Origin of the sequence: Pseudomonas nitroreducens TX1 (genome assembly GCF_000313755.1) — a bacterium.
In the GTDB taxonomy this organism is placed as follows: domain Bacteria; phylum Pseudomonadota; class Gammaproteobacteria; order Pseudomonadales; family Pseudomonadaceae; genus Pseudomonas; species Pseudomonas nitroreducens_A.
Genome location: NZ_AMZB01000056.1, coordinates 1 through 17,928 on the forward strand (window position 1 = coordinate 1; position 17,928 = coordinate 17,928).

General features: G+C 65.4%; 15 protein-coding genes. 4 read left to right on the top strand and 11 right to left on the bottom strand.

The features are described 5' to 3' along the window. Positions 1–48 precede the first annotated feature (48 nt). The 10 genes from C167_RS0101235 to gcl form a co-directional block, all read right to left on the bottom strand. Entirely contained in the window at positions 49–1,047 is a 999-nt protein-coding gene (locus C167_RS0101235; RefSeq protein WP_017516464.1) for a sulfate ABC transporter substrate-binding protein, read from the bottom strand. 178 nt (positions 1,048–1,225) lie between these two features. Beyond that, positions 1,226–2,881, bottom strand: a complete 1,656-nt coding sequence (locus C167_RS0101240; protein WP_235154271.1) for a mucoidy inhibitor MuiA family protein — start codon at positions 2,879–2,881, stop codon at positions 1,226–1,228. A gap of 184 nt (positions 2,882–3,065) precedes the next feature. Then, complete coding sequence (gene sstT / locus C167_RS0101245) at positions 3,066–4,313, bottom strand: serine/threonine transporter SstT (RefSeq protein WP_017516466.1); 1,248 nt, start codon at positions 4,311–4,313, stop codon at positions 3,066–3,068. Between the two features lie 195 nt (positions 4,314–4,508). Further along, positions 4,509–5,345: a diaminopimelate epimerase gene (gene dapF, locus C167_RS0101250; RefSeq protein ID WP_017516467.1), complete on the bottom strand. Its 837-nt coding sequence runs from the start codon at positions 5,343–5,345 to the stop codon at positions 4,509–4,511. 33 nt (positions 5,346–5,378) lie between these two features. Next, complete coding sequence (locus C167_RS0101255) at positions 5,379–6,281, bottom strand: urea transporter (protein ID WP_017516468.1); 903 nt, start codon at positions 6,279–6,281, stop codon at positions 5,379–5,381. 511 nt (positions 6,282–6,792) lie between these two features. After that, positions 6,793–8,223, bottom strand: a complete 1,431-nt coding sequence (pyk, locus tag C167_RS0101260; RefSeq protein ID WP_017516469.1) for a pyruvate kinase — start codon at positions 8,221–8,223, stop codon at positions 6,793–6,795. Beyond that, entirely contained in the window at positions 8,220–9,485 is a 1,266-nt protein-coding gene (locus C167_RS0101265; protein WP_017516470.1) for a glycerate kinase type-2 family protein, read from the bottom strand. The genes pyk and C167_RS0101265 overlap by 4 nt, the downstream gene beginning before the upstream one ends. Before the next feature lie 227 nt (positions 9,486–9,712). Continuing rightward, positions 9,713–10,603, bottom strand: coding sequence for a 2-hydroxy-3-oxopropionate reductase (locus C167_RS0101275; RefSeq protein ID WP_017516472.1), 891 nt, complete (start codon positions 10,601–10,603; stop codon positions 9,713–9,715). Between the two features lie 69 nt (positions 10,604–10,672). After that, positions 10,673–11,455 carry a hydroxypyruvate isomerase gene (gene hyi / locus C167_RS0101280; RefSeq protein WP_017516473.1) on the bottom strand — a complete coding sequence of 261 codons (783 nt, stop codon included), beginning with the start codon at positions 11,453–11,455 and terminating at the stop codon, positions 10,673–10,675. Between the two features lie 137 nt (positions 11,456–11,592). Further along, positions 11,593–13,368: a glyoxylate carboligase gene (gcl, locus tag C167_RS0101285; protein WP_026078723.1), complete on the bottom strand. Its 1,776-nt coding sequence runs from the start codon at positions 13,366–13,368 to the stop codon at positions 11,593–11,595. A gap of 357 nt (positions 13,369–13,725) precedes the next feature. On the opposite strand from gcl, the gene C167_RS0101290 reads away from it, so the two are divergent. Further along, positions 13,726–14,157, top strand: a complete 432-nt coding sequence (locus C167_RS0101290; protein WP_017516475.1) for a GlcG/HbpS family heme-binding protein — start codon at positions 13,726–13,728, stop codon at positions 14,155–14,157. A gap of 313 nt (positions 14,158–14,470) precedes the next feature. Here the strand turns inward: C167_RS0101290 and C167_RS0101295 are convergent, their stop codons facing one another. After that, complete coding sequence (locus C167_RS0101295) at positions 14,471–15,124, bottom strand: TetR/AcrR family transcriptional regulator (protein ID WP_017516476.1); 654 nt, start codon at positions 15,122–15,124, stop codon at positions 14,471–14,473. A 212-nt stretch (positions 15,125–15,336) separates the two neighbouring features. On the opposite strand from C167_RS0101295, the gene moaA reads away from it, so the two are divergent. The 3 genes from moaA to C167_RS0101310 all read left to right on the top strand — a co-directional run bounded on the left by moaA (position 15,337) and on the right by C167_RS0101310 (position 17,823). Beyond that, positions 15,337–16,332: a GTP 3',8-cyclase MoaA gene (gene moaA, locus C167_RS0101300; protein ID WP_017516477.1), complete on the top strand. Its 996-nt coding sequence runs from the start codon at positions 15,337–15,339 to the stop codon at positions 16,330–16,332. 131 nt (positions 16,333–16,463) lie between these two features. After that, positions 16,464–17,228 carry a substrate-binding periplasmic protein gene (locus C167_RS0101305; protein WP_085988827.1) on the top strand — a complete coding sequence of 255 codons (765 nt, stop codon included), beginning with the start codon at positions 16,464–16,466 and terminating at the stop codon, positions 17,226–17,228. 109 nt (positions 17,229–17,337) lie between these two features. Continuing rightward, a complete protein-coding gene (locus C167_RS0101310; protein ID WP_017516479.1) occupies positions 17,338–17,823 on the top strand; it encodes a hypothetical protein in 486 nt (161 codons plus the stop codon). Positions 17,824–17,928: the final 105 nt, after the last annotated feature.

Below are 17,928 nucleotides of genomic sequence, written 5' to 3' on the forward strand. Positions count from 1 at the left end.
GAGCTGCTGGGCAGCTCCGGCTTCGTTGTTGGAAGCAGGTATCCCCAATCAGTTCGGGGTGTAGATCTGGTCGAACACGCCACCGTCGGCGAAGTGGGTCTTCTGCACGGTGCGCCAGTCGCCGAAGGTCTTCACCACGGAGAAGAAGTCCACCTTGGGGAAGCGGTCGGAGAACTTGGCCAGCACCTGCGGGTTGCGCGGGCGCAGGTAGTTGTTGGCGGCGATGGTCTGGCCTTCGTCGGACCACAGGTACTTCAGGTAGGCCTCGGCTTCGGCGCGGGTGCCTTTCTTGTCGACTACCTTGTCGACCACGGCCACCGGCGGCTCGGCTTCGGCGGAGACGCTCGGGTAGACCACTTCGAAGCCGCCACGGCCGAACTCGCGGGCGATCATCTCGGCTTCGTTTTCGAAGGTCACCAGCACGTCGCCGATCTGGTTCTGCATGAAGGTGGTGGTCGCTGCGCGGCCGCCGGTATCCAGTACCGGGACGTTCTTGAACAGCTGGGCGACGAATTCCTTGGCCTTGGCTTCATCGGCGCCATGTTTCTGCGCGTAGCCCCAGGCGGAGAGGTAGGTGTAGCGGCCGTTGCCCGAGGTCTTCGGGTTCGGCACCACGACCTGCACGCCCGGTTTCACCAGGTCGTTCCAGTCCTTCAGGCCCTTGGGGTTGCCCTTGCGCACGATGAACACGGTGGCAGAGGTGAACGGCGCGCTGTTGTTCGGCAGGCGGGTGGCCCAGTCCTTGGGCACCAGGCCGCCATTGTCAGCCAGGGCATCGATGTCGGTGGCCTGGTTCATGGTGATGACGTCGGCCGGCAGGCCGTCGATCACCGCACGGGCCTGTTTGCTGGAACCGCCGTGGGACATCTGGAGGGTGATCTTCTCGCCTTTCTCGGCCTGCCAGTGTTTCTGGAAGGCGGCGTTGTAGTCCTTGTAGAAGTCGCGCATCACGTCGTAGGAGACGTTGAGCAGGGGCTGGGCGGCCTGGGCGGCGGAGGCCAGGGCGAGGCAGGCGGCCAGCAGCGAGGCGCTGAACAGACGTTTCACGAGCAGTTCCTTTTGGCAGTGTTGTTGGGTGTCGATTATGCCGACAGGTTATATGCCACTTAAATACTTAAAGGCTATTTGCTTATTCGGGGAGCAGGGCTCGCGATCCCCTCCCGCACGCCGCTTTCAATTCTGTCGCCGGGTTTCATGAACCTGCGCAATGACTGCCCCTGCGGCCTCAGTCCAGTCCGCTGACTTCCAGCTCCTTCGGATACTCGACACTGAACTTGAAGGTCGTGCTGCGTTTCTCGCCCGGCTTCAGCTGCCAGTCCCACAGCAGCTTGCCGTCGTCCTCGCGGGCGACGGATTGGCCTTCGGGCTCCAGCAGCGCCACCTTGATCTGCTCATTGCGCGAGACCGGCAACTGGTCCTTGAACTGCAAGCGTTGCTCGGTCTTGTGGTTGTTTTGGGCGTCGATGCGGAACTCGTAGGTGACGCGTTTGCGCCCGCCGGTGAGGCCGGTGAAGTCGGTGTAGCGGTTGACCAGCTTGCGCTTGATCGACATGGCCTCGTCGCCGCCCAGGGCCAGCTCGAAGGTCTCGCCCGGCATCACCGCGCGCAACTGGCCGCTGGCGACGAAGGTGTTGCCCAGGTAGGTGTTGAGGGTGCCGGGCAGCAGCGGATAGTCGCTGGCATTGCGGGTGTCGGCCTGCAGGTAGGCGGCTTCACGCAGCGACGGTGTGGCCAGGTAGCGGAAGGTTGCCGGCAGCTTGAATTGGGCGATGGCGACCTTCTGCGAGCTGCCGTCGCTGTTCAGCGTGGCGCGGGTCGGGATATGGAAGGAAGCGCTGGTGGTGGCACCGCTGACTTCAGCGACGGCGACGGGCATCTCTTCCAGCGAGCCGGCCACGGCCATTTCGTCGGCGGCGAAGCGCTGGGCCTTCTTAGCCTCCAGGGCCATCATCGGTGCGGCTGGCGCCGGGGCGGGTCTGGCGGCCATCACCGTGCGCGGGTCGAAGGTGTCGACGAACCACGGCGAGAGCGCCGGCACGTTGCTGCCCAGGTTGGGGCGGGCGGTGGACAGGGTGAGGTCGACGTCGGTCCAGTCCTCGCCGCTGCTCTGCCGGACGATGCCCTGGTAGGTCATCTCGATCTTGTCCTCGCCGTCGCGCAGGCGGGCGTCATAGGCCGGGCGCCAGGAGGCGTCGTACAGCGTGTAGCTGAGCTGCAACTGGACTTGTGCCGGCTTCTCCAGTGCCACGCGAAGGATCGCGCGCTTGTAGTGGGTGCCGTCCCCGGCCAGATGGCTGCGCTGGCTCTCCAGCTCCTGCTTGCGCTGTTGCAGTTCCTCGCTCTGCTGGTCGAGCTTGCGCTGTTCGTCGAGGATGCGCCCGAGGTTGCCCTCGCTCATCTGCAGCAGGTTCTTCAGTTCGTCAATGCTCGGCAGTGCCTGGTTCTTGCCCGGCTTGGTGCTGCTGGCCTGGATGTCGGCGAGGAACTGTTTCTGGTTTTCCAGCACGCTGCCACGGTCGCTGATCTCGCGCTCCTGTCGCGCGAGGTCGCGCAGCTGCGTGTCCAGCTGTTGCAGGCGATTGTCCTCGGAGGGCGGCGAAACCTGCGGCGCGCTGCTGACGTCGAGCAGGGTCGCGGCGGCGCTGGCGCTGAGCGAGGCCTGCAGGCTGTTGTCGTCGATGCGCAGGGGCAACTGTTCCAGGGCGATCTCGTGTTGCCCGGCCGGCAGTTGAAGGGTGGCGGTGCGGGTGACGATGGCGCGGTCGGTGTAGACCGTGACCGCGCTGATGCGGCTGTCGGCCACCTGCGGCGCGGCCAGCAGCGAGGTGCTGGCCAGCGCGCCGGCCATGGCGAGTATCAGAGGATGGAATCGAAAGGGCATGTGCTCACCTCGCGGCCTGGAAGGCGGCCGGCACTGCGGAACGCCACCATGGCGCCCGTCCATGCTGCTTATGACGAAGCGGGCGGGAGGAACGGGTTGAGCGCGGAAAAGACGCGCCGGGATGGCCGACGAACGGTGAACTCTGCGGGAGGGAGCCGGGGCGGAGTTCGCCCCGGCGGGAGGGTCAGGCGCGCTCGCCAGCCTGCGGCTCGTCCATGTCGCCCTCGGCCATGCAGGCCGCGGCGGTGAACAGCACGTCGGTGGAGGAGTTCAGCGCGGTCTCGGCCGAATCCTGCAGGATACTGATGACGAAGCCCACCGCCACGACCTGCATGGCGATTTCGCTGGAAATGCCGAACAGGCCGCAGGCCAGCGGGATCAGCAGCAGCGAGCCGCCGGCCACGCCGGAAGCGCCGCAAGCGCACAGCGAGGCGACGACACAGAGCAGCAGGGCGCTGGGAAGGTCGATGGCGATGCCCAGGGTGTTGGCCGCCGCCAGGCTCAGCACGCTGATGGTGATGGCGGCGCCGGCCATGTTGATGGTGGCGCCCAGCGGGATGGACACCGAGTAGGTGTCTTCATGCAGGCCCAGGCGTTCGCACAACTGCAGGTTGACCGGGATGTTGGCCGCCGAGCTGCGAGTGAAGAAGGCAGTGACCCCGCTTTCGCGCAGGCAGGTGAACACCAGTGGGTACGGATTGCGGCGCAGCTTGACGAAGACGATCAGCGGATTGATCACCAGGGCCACGAAGAGCATGCAGCCCAGCAGGACGGCGAGCAGGCGCACGTAGCCCAGCAGCGCATCGAAACCGGACTCGGCCAGGGTGCTGGCGACTAGGCCGAAGATGCCCAGCGGGGCGAACGCGATGACCACGCGGACGATCAGTGTCACGCCGTTGGCCAGGTCTTCGACCATCTCGCGAGTAGCGGGGCGTGCGTAGCGCAGGGCGATGCCCAGGCCCACGGCCCAGCCGAGGATGCCGATGAAGTTGGCTTCCAGGAGCGCCTTCACCGGATTGGTGGCGATACTGAACAGCAGGGTGTTGAGCACTTCGCCGATACCGCCGGGGGGCGTGGCGTCCGCCGTGGCTGCGGCCTTGAGTACCAGGGTGGAAGGGAAGGCGAAGCTGGCGGCTACCGCGACCAGTGCGGCCGCGAAGGTGCCCAGCAGGTACAGCAGCAGGATTGGGCGGATGTGCGTGCGTTGCCCTTGCTTGTGATTGGCGATGGAGGACATCACCAGCACCAGTACCAGGACCGGGGCCACAGCCTTCAGTGCCGAGATGAACAGGTTGCCGAGCAGGCTGACGGCGCGGGCTGCTTCCGGCCAGACCAGGGCCAGGGCGATGCCCAGCAGCATGCCGATGAATATGCGCATGACCAGGCTGGTGCGCTGGAGTCGCTGCAGGAGAGTGGGAGCTGGAAGAGTCATGACGTCTTTCGCTGCGTAAATGAGGGGAACGCACCCGTGGCCGGATGCGGAAGGGGGCGGATTATGCCGTCTGCATCCGGGAAATGCGCGGTTACCCGTCGATTGAGCTACTCGGCGGACGTTACGCCGCAGTGTGGGCGAGCGTGGGCAGACCGGCATTGATCCATGCCGGTTGCCTTGGGAAAAGGCGGCAACTCAGCCGAGGCCGGCGAAGGATTCCGGGTCCAGGTCGATGCCGGCGACCCGCTGCACGGCGCCGCGCATGGTCACCTTAAAGTCGTCCTCGACGCGGATTTCCAGGCGACCGCCGGCCAGGTGCAGGTCAATGTGCTCGTCACACAGACCGAGCTTGCGCGCCACCGAAGCGGCGGCACAGCTGCTGGTGCCCGAGGACAGCGTGTAGCCGGCGCCGCGCTCCCAGATTTCCACGCGCAGCGCGTTGCGGGACAGCCACTGGACGAACTGCACGTTGCTGCGCCTGGGGAACAGTGGATGGTTTTCCAGTAGCGGGCCGAGGCGACAGGCCAGCTCGCGGCTGGTCTGTTCGACGAACACCACGCAGTGCGGGTTGCCCATGGAGACGGCGTTGATCTTCAGCGCCACGCCGTCGATTTCCAACGGGTAGTCCAACGCCTCAGGGGCATCGATCAGTACCGGAACCCGCGCACAGGCAAACTCGGCACGGCCCATGGACACCTCCACGGTGCGGCCCTCGTCGTACACCTGGCTGGTGACGATGCCACCGGCGGTGACGATGTCGAAGGCTTTATCCGCCACCAGCCCACAGTCCCAGAGGTAGCGGGAGAAGATGCGCAGTCCGTTGCCGCTCTTCTCCGCTTCGGAGCCGTCGGGGTTGAGGATGCGCAGGCCGAAGGCGGCATCGCTGTGGTTCGCCACCAGGATGCCGTCGGAGCCGACGCCGTGGTGGCGGTCGCAGACACGGCCGATCTGCGCGGCGGTGAGGGCGAACGGTGCGTCGCCCGCGTAGACCAGGTAATCGTTGCCCAGGGCCTGGTATTTCACGAAGTTCATCGGTGCGATCCGTCGCCGCAAAAGGGCCCTCGACTATACACGCGGGCCGCTGTTTTCCCTTCGCGGATCGGACAGCAGTGCTTGCAGCGCGCGCTGGCCGAGGATCACCAGCCAGCAGGCGAGGATGAAGGGCGCGGTGAAGGCGGGCAGGCCGATCAGCGCGAAGCACGGTTGCAGCAGCACGGCCAGGACGATGCCGCACAGCGGAGCCAGCGGGCTGCGGAAGCGCAGCGACAGGGCGATGCCGGCCAGCGCACCATTCAACCCGAGCAGGCCAGCCTGGGCGGAGGAGGCGGGCAGGTCGAACAGCGGAGCGATGAACAGTGCACCTGCTGCGCCGATCAGTGCCCAGAGCGCCGCGCGGCGATCTGCCAGCAGCAGGCCGAGGGCGATGGTCAGGCCGGCGAGCGGCTCGCCAAGGAAGATCACTTCGCCGAAGCCCAGTGCGGAGGAGTCCAGCAGCGGGTTCACTGCCCCACACGACAGGCAACTGGCGCCGGCCGCCGGCACCAGGCCGATGGCCTTGCCCAGCGCGCCGGACACCCAGCCCAGCAGCACGAAGGCCGAGGTGTAGGCCGGCAGGCCGAAGCGTCGGCGTGACTGGCGCAGCAGCACCGCCTGCACCGCGACGCTGGTGAGGATTGCGGCGACGCAGAGCATCACCAGCCCCAGGGACCATTGGAACAGGAAGGGCAGCAACAGGCCGATGAGGATCGGGTTGTAGTCGTGCAGGCCTGCGTCGATGTCTGTCTGCGGCTCACGCACGAAGCGCGCGGTGAGCGGGCCGAGCAATGTACCCAGTAGCGCGCCGGGAAGCAGTTGCGGCGCGGACCAGGCGATGGTCAGCAGCAGGATCAGGCCGAAACGGGCGTCGGCCTGCAGGTAGATCTGGCCGAAGCCGATCAGCCGGGTGGAGGCGAATTTGTTCAGGGGCATTTTGGGTCTGGGCAGTTGAAAGTGACTCCGCAGCGCCTCGTTGGTTGTAGGGCATCAAGGCCCCATCGGCGGGCGCTGCGTGAGAACCTTGTGACGCCGCCATACGGGGCGGCGCCACGGGTCTGGAAAAAGAAAAGAGGCTGTCCGCGGGATCGCCGCGAACAACCTCGAAAATCCATGGCCAGCATTGGGAGTTGCTGCGTGGGGGCCATGGACCGACAAGCATTCGGTATTGATGTACTGAGGAACAAGGTCAAACCCGGACGGACGGGGACGCGGCCCCGTATTCCCGGCCCCGTCCGTCCGGGAGTGACTCGGTGCGGAGGCACGCGGTGGCGCGTGGCTCCTGAACTCGGTGGTTTTTCCTGTGGCTCCCCTCTCCCTACCCCTCTCCCTGAAGGGAGAGGGGATAGTTCGGGATCGCTGGCGACTCTGGCGTTCGCCTGCTGCCGCTCAAGCTCCCTCTCCCGCTTGCGGGAGAGGGTCGGGGAGAGGGGCTCTCAGGCCTGCATCAAACCTCCAGCGCCGGCGCCACCGTCTCGATGCGCAGCATGTTGGTGCTGCCCGGCTGGCCGAAGGGCACGCCGGCGGTGATCACCACCGTGTCGCCACGGCGCGCCATGCGCTGGGCCAGGGCGATGTCCAGGGCGGTGGAGCAGATCTCGTCGACGTGGGCGAGCTGCGCGTTGACCACCGAATGGACGCCCCAGGCCACGGTCAGGCGGCGGGCGGATTTCAGTTGCGGGGTGAGACTGAGGATCGGTGCCTTGGGCCGTTCGCGGGAGGCGCGCAGGGTCGAGGCGCCGGACTCGGTGTAGTTCACCAGCACTGCCACCGGCAGGATGCGGCTGATCCGGCGGATCGCGCAGCTGATGGCGTCGGAAACGGTAGCGTCCGGCTCCGGGCGGTTGATCTCCAGCGTCGCCTGGTAATCCGGCTCGGCTTCGACCTGGCGGATGATCTTCGCCATCATCTCGACCGATTCGCGCGGGTACTGGCCCGAGGCGCTCTCGGCGCTGAGCATCACGCAGTCGGCGCCTTCGCTGACGGCGTTGGCCACATCGGTTACCTCGGCGCGGGTCGGCGCCGGGGAGAAGCGCATCGATTCGAGCATCTGGGTCGCCACCACCACCGGGCGGCCGAGCTGGCGGCAGACCTGGATGATGCGCTTCTGGATGCCCGGCACACTCTCGGCGGGCATCTCCACGCCCAGGTCGCCGCGGGCGACCATGATCGCGTCGGACAGCCTGGCGATGGCTTCGATGGACTGCACCGCCGAAGGCTTCTCGATCTTGGCCATGAGGAAGGCCTTGTCGCCGATCAGCTCGCGGGCTTCCTCGATGTCTTCGGGGCGCTGTACGAAGGACAGCGCGACCCAGTCCACACCCAGCTCCAGGCCGAAGGTCAGGTCACGGCGGTCCTTGGCGGTCAGCGGGCTGAGCTTGAGCACGGCCTCGGGTACGTTGACGCCTTTGCGGTCGGACAGCTCGCCGCTGTTCATCACGCGGGTCTCGATGGCGTCGCTGTGGGCGTTGAGCACCTGCAGCCGAATCTTGCCATCGTCCAGCAGCAGGCTCATGCCCGGCTCCAGCGCCTGGATGATTTCCGGGTGGGGCAGGGTGACGCGCTTGTCGTCGCCCGGGGCGTCGTTCAGATCGAGGGTGAAGGTCTGGCCCTTCTGCAGCTGTACTGCGCCGTCGGCGAAACGACCCACGCGCAGCTTCGGCCCTTGCAGGTCCATGAGGATGCCGATGGGGTAGTTCAGTTCGGCTTCCACTTCGCGCACCCAGGCGAAACGCTGGGCGTGGTCGCTGTACTCGCCATGGCTGAAGTTCAGGCGGAACAGGTTGGCGCCGGCTTCCACCAGCGCGCGGATGTCGTCGCGGCTTTTGATCGCCGGGCCCAGGGTCGCGAGAATTTTTACTTTCTTGTCAGGAGTCATTTGTCGAGGACCAGGATCGCGCGGAAATCGTTGACGTTGGTACGGGTCGGCTTGGTGATCACCAAATCGCCCAGTTCGGCGAAGAAGCCGTAGCCGTTGTTGTTGTCGAGCTCGTGCAGCGGGTTCAGGCCGGCCTTGAGGGCGCGGCTGTAGCTGCATGGGCTCATCAGGGCACCGGCGTTGCTTTCCATGCCGTCGATGCCGTCGGTGTCCCCCGCCAGGGCCCAGATGTTCGGTTCACCCTTGAGGTCGGCGGTGAGGCTGAGGAGAAACTCGGCGTTGCGTCCGCCACGGCCATTGCCGCGCACGGTCACGGTGGTCTCGCCACCGGAGAGGATCAAGCACGGCGCCTTCAGCGGCTGGCCATGCTTGCGGATCTGCCGGGCGATGCCGGCGTGGACCTTGGCCACCTCGCGGGACTCGCCTTCCAGGTCGCCCAGGATCAGTGTCGGGATGCCGGCGGCTTCGGCCTTGGCAGCCACCGCGTCGATGGCATGCTGGGGCGTGGCGATCAGCGTGAAGTGGCTGCGCGACAGGCATTCGTCACCGGGTTTGACGGTCTCCGAGCGCGGGTCTTCCAGCCAGGCACGCACGTTCGCCGGCACGTCGATGGCATAGCGCTTGAGGATCGCCAGGGCGTCGGCCGAGGTGGTCGGGTCGCCGACGGTGGGGCCGGAGGCGATCACCGTGGCCTCGTCGCCGGGCACATCGGAAATCGCGTAGGTGTACACGCTGGCCGGCCAGCAGGCGCGTGCCAGACGGCCGCCCTTGATGGCGGAGAGATGCTTGCGCACGCAGTTCATTTCGCTGATGGCGGCGCCGGACTTGAGCAGGGCCTTGTTCACGCTGCGCTTGTCGTCGAGGCTGATGCCTTCGGCCGGCAGGGCGAGCAGGGCGGAGCCGCCGCCGGAGAGCAGGAAGATCACCCGGTCGTTCTCGGTCAGCCCGCTGATCAGCTCCAGCACGCGACGGGCGACGCGTTCGCCGGCGTCGTCCGGCACCGGGTGCGAGGCTTCCACCACTTCGATGCTGCGGCACTCGGCGCCATAGCCGTAAGGCGCCACCACCAGACCCTGGACGTCACCCTTCCAGTGCTTCTCGGCGACTTCGGCCATGGCCCCGGCGGCCTTGCCGGCGCCGATCACGATGGTGCGGCCGCCCTTGTCGGTGGGCAGGTGCTGCGCCAGTACCTGGGCCGGATGCGCGGCGGCGATGGCGGTGTCGAACAGCTCGCGCAGGAAGGCGCGTGGGTCGAGGCTCATGTCAGGCTCCGATGATTCTTGTTGTGGTGTTCCATGGCTCAGGCTTCTTTCTGAAGAAGACTCAGCGATGGAATCGAACACCCCGGCCGGCGGGGCCGTGATTCCCAACGGCCGGGTGTTCGAAGCGCTTTGCAGCGTGGCGGGCCAGGCCACTCCCATAACCTGGCCCGTCAGCTTGCTCCTTGGCGGATAACGCCGCTGGCGTTATGCGCCCTACGTCCTGCTCTTCAGTCCTTGCGGATGGAGAAGTTGGCCATGTGCTCCAGGCCCTTGATCAGGCCGGAGTGGTCCCAGTTGCTGCCGCCGATGGCCGCGCAGGTGCTGAACACCTGCTGGGCGTTGGCGGTGTTGGGCAGGTTCAGGCCCAGTTCGCGCGCGCCGGCCAGCGCCAGGTTGAGGTCCTTCTGGTGCAGGCTGATGCGGAAGCCCGGATCGAAGGTGCCCTTGACCATGCGCTCGCCATGCACTTCGAGGATGCGCGAGGAGGCGAAGCCGCCCATCAGCGCTTCACGCACCTTGGCCGGGTCCGCGCCATTCTTGGCGGCGAACAGCAAGGCTTCGGCGACGGCCTGGATGTACAGGGCGACGATGATCTGGTTGGCCACCTTGGCGGTCTGGCCATCGCCATTGCCGCCGACGCGGGTGATGTTCTTGCCCATGGCCTGGAACAGCGGCAGGGCGCGTTCGAAGGTATTCGGGCAGCCGCCGACCATGATGCTCAGGGACGCGGCCTTGGCGCCGACTTCACCACCGGAAACCGGGGCGTCCAGGTACTGCGCGCCGGTGGCCTTGATCTTCTCGGCGAAGGTCTTGGTGGCGGTGGGGGAGATCGAGCTCATGTCGATCACCACCTTGTTCGGGCCCACGCCTTCGGCGATGCCGTCCTTGCGGAACAGCACGTCTTCCACTTGCGGGGTGTCCGGGACCATCACGATGATGAACTCGGCTTCCTGGGCGACTTCCTTGGGGTTGGCCAGGGCGACGGCGCCGCCTTCGACCAGGGCCGCCGGGGCGGCATCGTGGTGGGTGGAAACGAAGATCTGGTGACCGGCTTTCTGCAGGTTCTGCGCCATGGGCAGGCCCATGATGCCGGTGCCGATGAATCCGATTTTGGCCATGAGGAATTCTCCTGGTTGTTCTTGTTGGGCTGGCCGGCGCGCTGCGTACCCAACGCGCCGGCCGGCGAATCAGATGACGTTGTGGCTCTTCAGCCAGCCGAGGCCGGCTTCGGTGGTGGTCTTGGGCTTGTATTCGCAGCCGACCCAGCCGCGGTAGCCGATGCGGTCCAGGTGGTCGAACAGGAAGCGGTAGTTGATCTCGCCGGTGCCCGGCTCGTGGCGGCCGGGGTTGTCGGCCAGCTGCACGTGGTTGATCGAGGCGAGGTTCTTCTCGAGGGTCCGCGCCAGGTCACCTTCCATGATCTGCATGTGGTAGATGTCGTACTGCAGGAACAGGTTGGCGCTGCCGACCTTCTCGCGGATGTCCTGGGCCTGCTGGGTGTTCTGCAGGTAGAAGCCGGGGATGTCGATCGTGTTGATCATCTCCATGACCAGCTTGATGCCCGCAGCTTCGAGCTTGCCCGCCGCGTACTCCAGGTTGTTCAGGAAGGTGTTCTCGATGGTCGCGCAGTCATGGCCCTGCGGACGGATACCGGCCAGGCAGTTGACCTGGGTGTTGCCCAGCACCCTGGCGTAGGCGATGGCCTTGTCGACGCCGGCGCGGAATTCCTCGACGCGGTCCGGGTGGCAGGCGATGCCGCGCTCGCCTTTCGACCAGTCGCCGGCAGGCAGGTTGAACAGCACTTGCTCGAGCTGATTGGCGTCCAGGCGGGCCTTGATCACCTCGGCCTCGACGTCATACGGGAAGAGGTACTCGACACCGCTGAAACCGGCGCGTGCGGCGGCTTCGAAACGGTCGAGGAAGTCCACCTCGGTGAACAGCATGGACAGGTTGGCGCAGAAACGGGGCATGGGGTCACTCCTGTTGAACGGGTGGTGCGTGGTGCTCGGCTTCTTCAAGAAAGAGAGCAGGGGGTGGGGGACTCCCCGCCAGGAAATGTCCACCCCCAAGCTCCTCCCCGAGGGGAGGAGTCGTTCGGTCCGGCTGATCAGTCGAGCAGCGAGATGGCCGTCGGCGCGTCGACGCCTTTCAGGGCCAGCTCTTCGAACTCGTTGACCGCGTTGATCTCGGTACCCATGGAGATGTTGGTGACGCGCTCCAGGATGACCTCGACCACCACCGGTACACGGTGCTGCTGCATCAGCTCGCGAGCCTGGGCGAAGGCCGCGCCGATCTGGTTCGGGTCGAATACGCGGATCGCCTTGCAACCCAGGCCTTCCACCACCGCGACGTGGTCCACGCCGTAGCCATTGAGTTCCGGGGCGTTGACGTTGTCGAAGGCCAGCTGCACGCAGTAGTCGATCTCGAAGCCGCGCTGCGCCTGGCGGATCAGGCCCAGGTAGGAGTTGTTCACCAGCACGTGGATGTACGGCAGGTTGAACTGCGCACCGGCGGCCAGTTCCTCGATCATGAACTGGAAGTCGTAGTCGCCCGACAGTGCGACGACCTGGCGGCTCGGGTCGGCCTTGACCACGCCCAGGGCAGCCGGAATGGTCCAGCCCAGCGGGCCGGCCTGGCCGCAATTGATCCAGTGGCGCGGCTTGTAGACGTGCAGGAACTGCGCGCCGGCGATCTGCGACAGGCCGATGGTGCTGACGTAGCAGGTGTCCTTGCCGAAGAACTCGTTCATCTCTTCGTAGACGCGCTGCGGCTTGACCGGCACGTTGTCGAAGTGGGTCTTGCGCTGCAGGGTGCGCTTGCGCTCACGGCAGGATTCCACCCAGGCGCTGCGGTCCTTGAGCTTGCCGGCGGCTTTCCACTCGCGGGCGACTTCGAGGAAAACTTCCAGCGCGGAGCCGGCGTCGGAAACGATGCCCAGGTCCGGGGTGAAGACGCGGCCGATCTGAGTCGGTTCGATGTCCACGTGGACGAACTTGCGGCCCGCGGTGTAGACGTCGACCGAACCGGTGTGGCGGTTGGCCCAGCGGTTGCCGATGCCGAACACCATGTCCGACTCCAGCACGGTGGCGTTGCCGTAGCGGTGCGAGGTCTGCAGACCGCACATGCCGGCCATCAGCGGGTGATCGTCCGGGATGGTGCCCCAGCCCATCAGGGTCGGGACTACCGGTACGCCGGTCAGCTCGGCGAATTCCACCAGCTTGTCGGAAGCATCGGCGTTGATGATGCCGCCGCCGGCGCAGATCAGCGGACGCTCGGCGTCGTTGAGCAGGGCCAGGGCTTTCTCGGCCTGGGCGCGGCTGGCCTTGGGCTTGTTCACCGGCAGCGGCTCGTAGGCGTCGATGTCGAATTCGATTTCGGCCATCTGTACGTCGAACGGCAGGTCGATCAGCACCGGGCCGGGACGGCCGCTACGCATTTCGAAGAAGGCCTTCTGGAAGGCGTAGGGCACCTGGCCCGGCTCCAGCACGGTGGTCGCCCACTTGGTGACCGGCTTGACGATGCTGGTGATGTCCACGGCCTGGAAGTCTTCCTTGTGCATGCGCGCACGGGGGGCTTGGCCGGTGATGCAGAGGATCGGGATGGAGTCGGCGGACGCCGAGTAGAGGCCGGTGACCATGTCGGTGCCGGCAGGGCCGGAGGTGCCGATGCACACGCCGATGTTGCCGGCGTTGGTGCGGGTGTAGCCCTCGGCCATGTGCGAGGCGCCTTCCACGTGGCGGGCCAGGACGTGATCGATGCCACCGAGTTTCTTCATGGCCGCATACATGGGGTTGATGGCGGCGCCCGGTACGCCGAAGGCGGTATCCACGCCTTCGCGACGCATGACAAGTACGGCAGCCTCGATTGCTCTCATTCTGGCCATATTTTGTTCCTCGGTTCTTATATTGATTGTGTACAAAAGTTGAGGCGATTCTAGGCAGGCAATTCGATGAAGGTCAAGACGGGTTGTATACGAGGGACTGAGCGGTCATTTTTTGTTAAAAGCCTTCTATTTCGCGGCTTTCGATGAAAACCTGAACGCTGGGTCAAACTATCGTTTGAAAAAATGTATACAAAAATAGATGTGAATTGTCCTTTTCAGTTGCTTTGGGTGAGACCTTCGGCTACTAGATTGCGTACAGATTTCTGATACGCGTGTGCGCAGCTTTGACCTCTACGCGCGGCGTTGCCCCGGCTTATCCACCTTGATCGGTCTTATCAACTTGAAAAGGAAAACCTCATGAGCACCCTGAATCTGGAAACCGCACTGGACATCACCCGCCACGCTCTGGTCGCCAGCCGCGAGTTGTCCACCGCACCGCTGACCATTGCCGTGCTGGATGCCGGCGGGCACCTGTTGAGCCTGCAACGCGAGGATGGCGCGAGCATGCTTCGCCCGCAGATCGCCATCGGCAAGGCCTGGGGCGCGGTGGCGCTGGGCAAGTCGTCGCGCGTGCTGGCGGCGGACGCTCAGCAGCGCCCGTCGTTCATCGCCGCGGTGAACACCTTGGCGCAGGGCAACGTGGTGCCCGCGCCGGGCGGCGTGCTGATCCGCAATTCGGCCAATGAAGTGATAGGCGCCATCGGTATCAGCGGCGATGCCTCGGACATCGACGAGCAATGCGCGATCCGTGGTGTGCAGGCGCTGGGCCTGGTGGCTGACGCGGGCTGATCACAGAAGGGAAGGGCGCGCAGTTCATCGCGCGCCCGCGCCCGGCGTTACCTGTAGGAGCGGGGCATGCCCACGAACCACCCTTTACGCCGGAAGCTTCAGGTGTGCGGCGGGTTCGCGCGCAATACGGGGACTGGATATCTCGTGACGGCGATTTCCCTCTCCCTAACCCTCTCCCTGAAGGGAGAGGGGACCGTACGGAGTAGGATGAGGCCTTGGTGTCAGCCGTCGCGGAAAGCTCCCTCTCCCTTCAGGGAGAGGGCGGGGGGAGAGGGCAAGTCTCGCGCCGAGTGTCCTCGGCATTGATGGGCGATCAGATCGACAATGGCCGCAACCGCCCCTGTGGCCTCGGCTCGGCGCCGCCATCCGGCGCGGTGCCACGCAGCACCAGGCGGGTAATGGTATCGGTGGCTGCCTCGAAGTCCGCGTCGCTCAGGCTGGTCTTGCCGGTGACAATGGAAATCTGCCAGTCGAAATCGGCGTAGGTCTGGGTCGCCGCCCAGATGGTGAACAGCAGGTGGTGCGGGTCCACCGGCGCCAGCAGGCCGCGGTCGATCCAGCTCTGCAGGCAGGCGATATTGCGTTGCGCCTGTGCGTTCAGCTCATCCAGGTATTCCTTGGGCAGGTGCGGCGCACCGTGCATCAGTTCGCTGGCGAACACCTTCGACGCGTGCGGCAGTTCCTGGGAAATCTTCACCTTGGAGCGGATGTAGGCGCGCAGCGCCTCGCTTGGCTCGTCGTCCTCGCGGAACGGCGCGGAGGCCTGCAGCAGCGGCTCCACGACGCTTTCCAGCACGCAGCGGTAGAGATTTTCCTTGGACTGGAAGTAGTAGTAGACGTTGGGCTTGGGCAGCCCGGCGCGAGCGGCGATGTCGCTGGTCTTGGTCGCCGCGAAACCCTTCTCGGCGAATTCTTCGCTGGCTGCGCGAAGGATGAGGCGACGGTTACGCTCGCGAATGCTGGTCATTGGCTGGTCTTCTTTCTTTTATTGCTGTTGTCACAGAACAGAGCCGGGCATGGTAGCACCGGGCTCTGGAGCCCCTCAACTCGGGGCCTGTCGCGGTACTGGCGTGCAATTTCCTGACTCGCGAGTCGATTTTGTGTGTACAGCGGCGGTGTTCTAAGGTATTTCTAGCGCACTTTCGTTCGGCGCCTGCCATCCGGAACTTCCCACTGCCCATGTCCGATTCCCAGTTGGTCGACCCCTTCGGTCGACGCATCACCTACCTGCGCCTGTCGGTCACCGACCGCTGCGACTTCCGCTGCACCTACTGCATGAGCGAAGACATGCAGTTCCTGCCGCGCGACCAGGTGTTGAGCCTTGAGGAGCTCGAAGCCGTCGCCGACGCCTTCATCGGCCTGGGCGTGAAGCGCATCCGCATCACCGGCGGCGAGCCGCTGGTGCGCAAAGGCCTGACTGGTCTGCTGGCAAGGCTGGGCGCACGCCCGGAGCTGGACGATCTGTCCATCACCACCAATGGCTCGCAACTGCGCGAGCGCGCGACCGAGCTGCGCGCAGCCGGCGTGCGCCGGCTGAATATCAGCCTTGACTCGCTGCGCCGCGAACGCTTCGCCGCCTTCACCCGCTCCGACAAGCTTGAGCAGGTGCTCGACGGCATCGACGCCGCCCGCGAGGCCGGCTTCGAGCGCATCAAGCTCAATGCCGTGGTCCAGAAGGGCCGCAACGACGACGAAGTCCGCGACCTGGTGGCCTTCGCCCTGGAGAAGGGCATCGACATCAGTTTCATCGAGGAGATGCCGCTGGGCAGCGTCAGCAGCCATGAGCGAAAGCAGACGCTGTGCAGCAGCGACGAAGTTCGCGCGCAGCTCGCCGAGCGCTGGCAACTGCTGCCCACGCCTGAACGTAGTGGTGGTCCATCGCGCTACTACCGCATCGACGGCTACACCAGCCGCATCGGCTTCATCTCGCCGCACAGCCACAACTTCTGCGGCGACTGCAATCGGGTGCGAGTGACCGCTGAGGGCAAACTGGTGCTCTGTCTCGGCCACGAAGGCGCACTGGACCTGCGCCAGTTGCTGCGCGATCACCCCGGCGACAGCGCGCGCCTGCGCCAGGCGCTGATGCAGGCGTTGCAGCTCAAACCCGAACGCCATCATTTCGAAGCCGACCAGCAGGTTCAGGTACTGCGCTTCATGAGCATGACCGGTGGCTGAGTCCGCCACGGCGGGCGCCCGACCCGCCTGACAGAACAAGAACAACAGGTAACAAGGAGAGTCGTTTGAAGCTCAAGGCATTCGGCTGCGCGCTTGCCAGCATTCTTTTCAGCGGTGTTTCAGGTGTCGGTATGGCCCAGACCTACGTGGTCGGCGTCGAGAATCTGCCATTCGCACCGCACTACAGCACCGACGCGCAGGGCAATTACCAGGGTTTCGCCCGCGAGGCGCTGGACCTGTTCGCCAGCAGCGTCGGCATTACGCTGCAATACCGCCCGCTGCCGGTGGATGCACTACTGCCGGCACTGCTTTCCGGGCAGGTCGATTTCAAGTACCCGGACAACCCCAACTGGGCGCCTGGGCAAAAGGCCGGCACGACCCTGCGCTACAGCCAGCCGGTGGCCGAGTACGTCGATGGTGTACTGGTGGCGCCGGAGCGTCTGGGGAAGGGTCTCGCTGCCTTGAAGCGCCTGGCGCTGGTGGAGGGCTGGACGCCGCGCGGTTACGAGCAGCCGGTGCAGTCGGGGCAGATTACCCTCGCGCCCAGCGCCGACCTCAAGCAGATGATCCACGCCGCGCTGAAGAAGCAGGCCGACGGCGCTTATTTCAACGTGGTGGTCGCCACTTTCTACCTGGACAATATCCGCGCGAAACCGGGGGCGCTGGTGTTCGATCCTTCGCTGCCGCACACGCGCAGCGCCTTCCATCTCTCCACGCTGAAGCAGGGCGAGCTCGTCGAGCGCTTCGACCGCTTTCTCGTCGATCACGCCGAGGAAGTGGCCGCGCTCAAGACCAAGTACGGCGTCGAGTCGAATCTGGATTCCGAGCACCTGGGCGTCGAACAATGGAAAGTGGATTTCCTCGAACGCCAGAAAGCCAAACAGAAGTCGCCCTGAGCTGCTGGATTCCCTAGAATCGCCGCTGCCGTTTGCGCGCCAGCCGTAGGGAGGATGAAGTGCGCCGCGCTATGATCTTCCTTTGCTGCCATTGTCTGCCGGAGCCGGCATGAGCGAGCTCCGGATTCCTCTGCACGAAGGCGCGCTGGTCTGCCCCGGTTTTCGCATCCAGACCCAGCCTGAACCTTCGCTGGCGATCGATGGGGATCTGCTCTGGGCGCTGGAGCAGCCCCAGTGGTCCCCCTTGGCTGTGTCGCTCAAGCAGCGTGACGGCGCGCTGTGGATCACACCGTTGCCACTGGCGCGCCAGGCTGGATTCGACCCGCAACGGGTGATCGGCTGGCGCGACGAACCTGTGTGCGTCGAGCAGCCCGACGGCATCGAGGATGCCGAAGCCGCCATTCACTGGTGGCGCGGCGGCGCGCTCGAGGATGTGCGCGGGCGTGTCAGCCACCACCCCTGGGGCCGCCTGCTGCGACTCGAAGGTCCGGGCGTCGGCCCCGAGCACATTCTCTTTCCCCGTGGTTTCGCCTGCGTCTACCTGGGGCATCTGGATGCCGACTGGCGCCAACTGCGCTTCGAACTCTTTTCCTGAGCTGTAATCTCACTAGATAGCGGCCCTGCGGTTGGTGCCGATGTGGCGGGAGCGTGGCGGTCGGTTGTCTCGCGTGCGAGCGGCCCGCTCTCCTGCTTAGTGCAT

What these genes read in the sequence shown, in the direction of transcription:
- sstT (WP_017516466.1), bottom strand. Translation starts at nt 4,313, where the DNA reads ATGACTCTTCCAGCTCCCACTCTCCTGCAGCGACTCCAGCGCACCAGC.
- hyi (WP_017516473.1), bottom strand. Translation starts at nt 11,455, where the DNA reads ATGCCCCGTTTCTGCGCCAACCTGTCCATGCTGTTCACCGAGGTGGAC.
- moaA (WP_017516477.1), top strand. Translation starts at nt 15,337, where the DNA reads ATGTCCGATTCCCAGTTGGTCGACCCCTTCGGTCGACGCATCACCTAC.
- C167_RS0101255 (WP_017516468.1), bottom strand. Translation starts at nt 6,281, where the DNA reads ATGCCCCTGAACAAATTCGCCTCCACCCGGCTGATCGGCTTCGGCCAG.
- C167_RS0101295 (WP_017516476.1), bottom strand. Translation starts at nt 15,124, where the DNA reads ATGACCAGCATTCGCGAGCGTAACCGTCGCCTCATCCTTCGCGCAGCC.
- C167_RS0101275 (WP_017516472.1), bottom strand. Translation starts at nt 10,603, where the DNA reads ATGGCCAAAATCGGATTCATCGGCACCGGCATCATGGGCCTGCCCATG.
- C167_RS0101240 (WP_235154271.1), bottom strand. Translation starts at nt 2,881, where the DNA reads ATGCCCTTTCGATTCCATCCTCTGATACTCGCCATGGCCGGCGCGCTG.
- C167_RS0101305 (WP_085988827.1), top strand. Translation starts at nt 16,464, where the DNA reads ATGGCCCAGACCTACGTGGTCGGCGTCGAGAATCTGCCATTCGCACCG.
- gcl (WP_026078723.1), bottom strand. Translation starts at nt 13,368, where the DNA reads ATGGCCAGAATGAGAGCAATCGAGGCTGCCGTACTTGTCATGCGTCGC.
- pyk (WP_017516469.1), bottom strand. Translation starts at nt 8,223, where the DNA reads ATGACTCCTGACAAGAAAGTAAAAATTCTCGCGACCCTGGGCCCGGCG.
- C167_RS0101265 (WP_017516470.1), bottom strand. Translation starts at nt 9,485, where the DNA reads ATGAGCCTCGACCCACGCGCCTTCCTGCGCGAGCTGTTCGACACCGCC.
- C167_RS0101310 (WP_017516479.1), top strand. Translation starts at nt 17,338, where the DNA reads ATGAGCGAGCTCCGGATTCCTCTGCACGAAGGCGCGCTGGTCTGCCCC.
- C167_RS0101290 (WP_017516475.1), top strand. Translation starts at nt 13,726, where the DNA reads ATGAGCACCCTGAATCTGGAAACCGCACTGGACATCACCCGCCACGCT.
- dapF (WP_017516467.1), bottom strand. Translation starts at nt 5,345, where the DNA reads ATGAACTTCGTGAAATACCAGGCCCTGGGCAACGATTACCTGGTCTAC.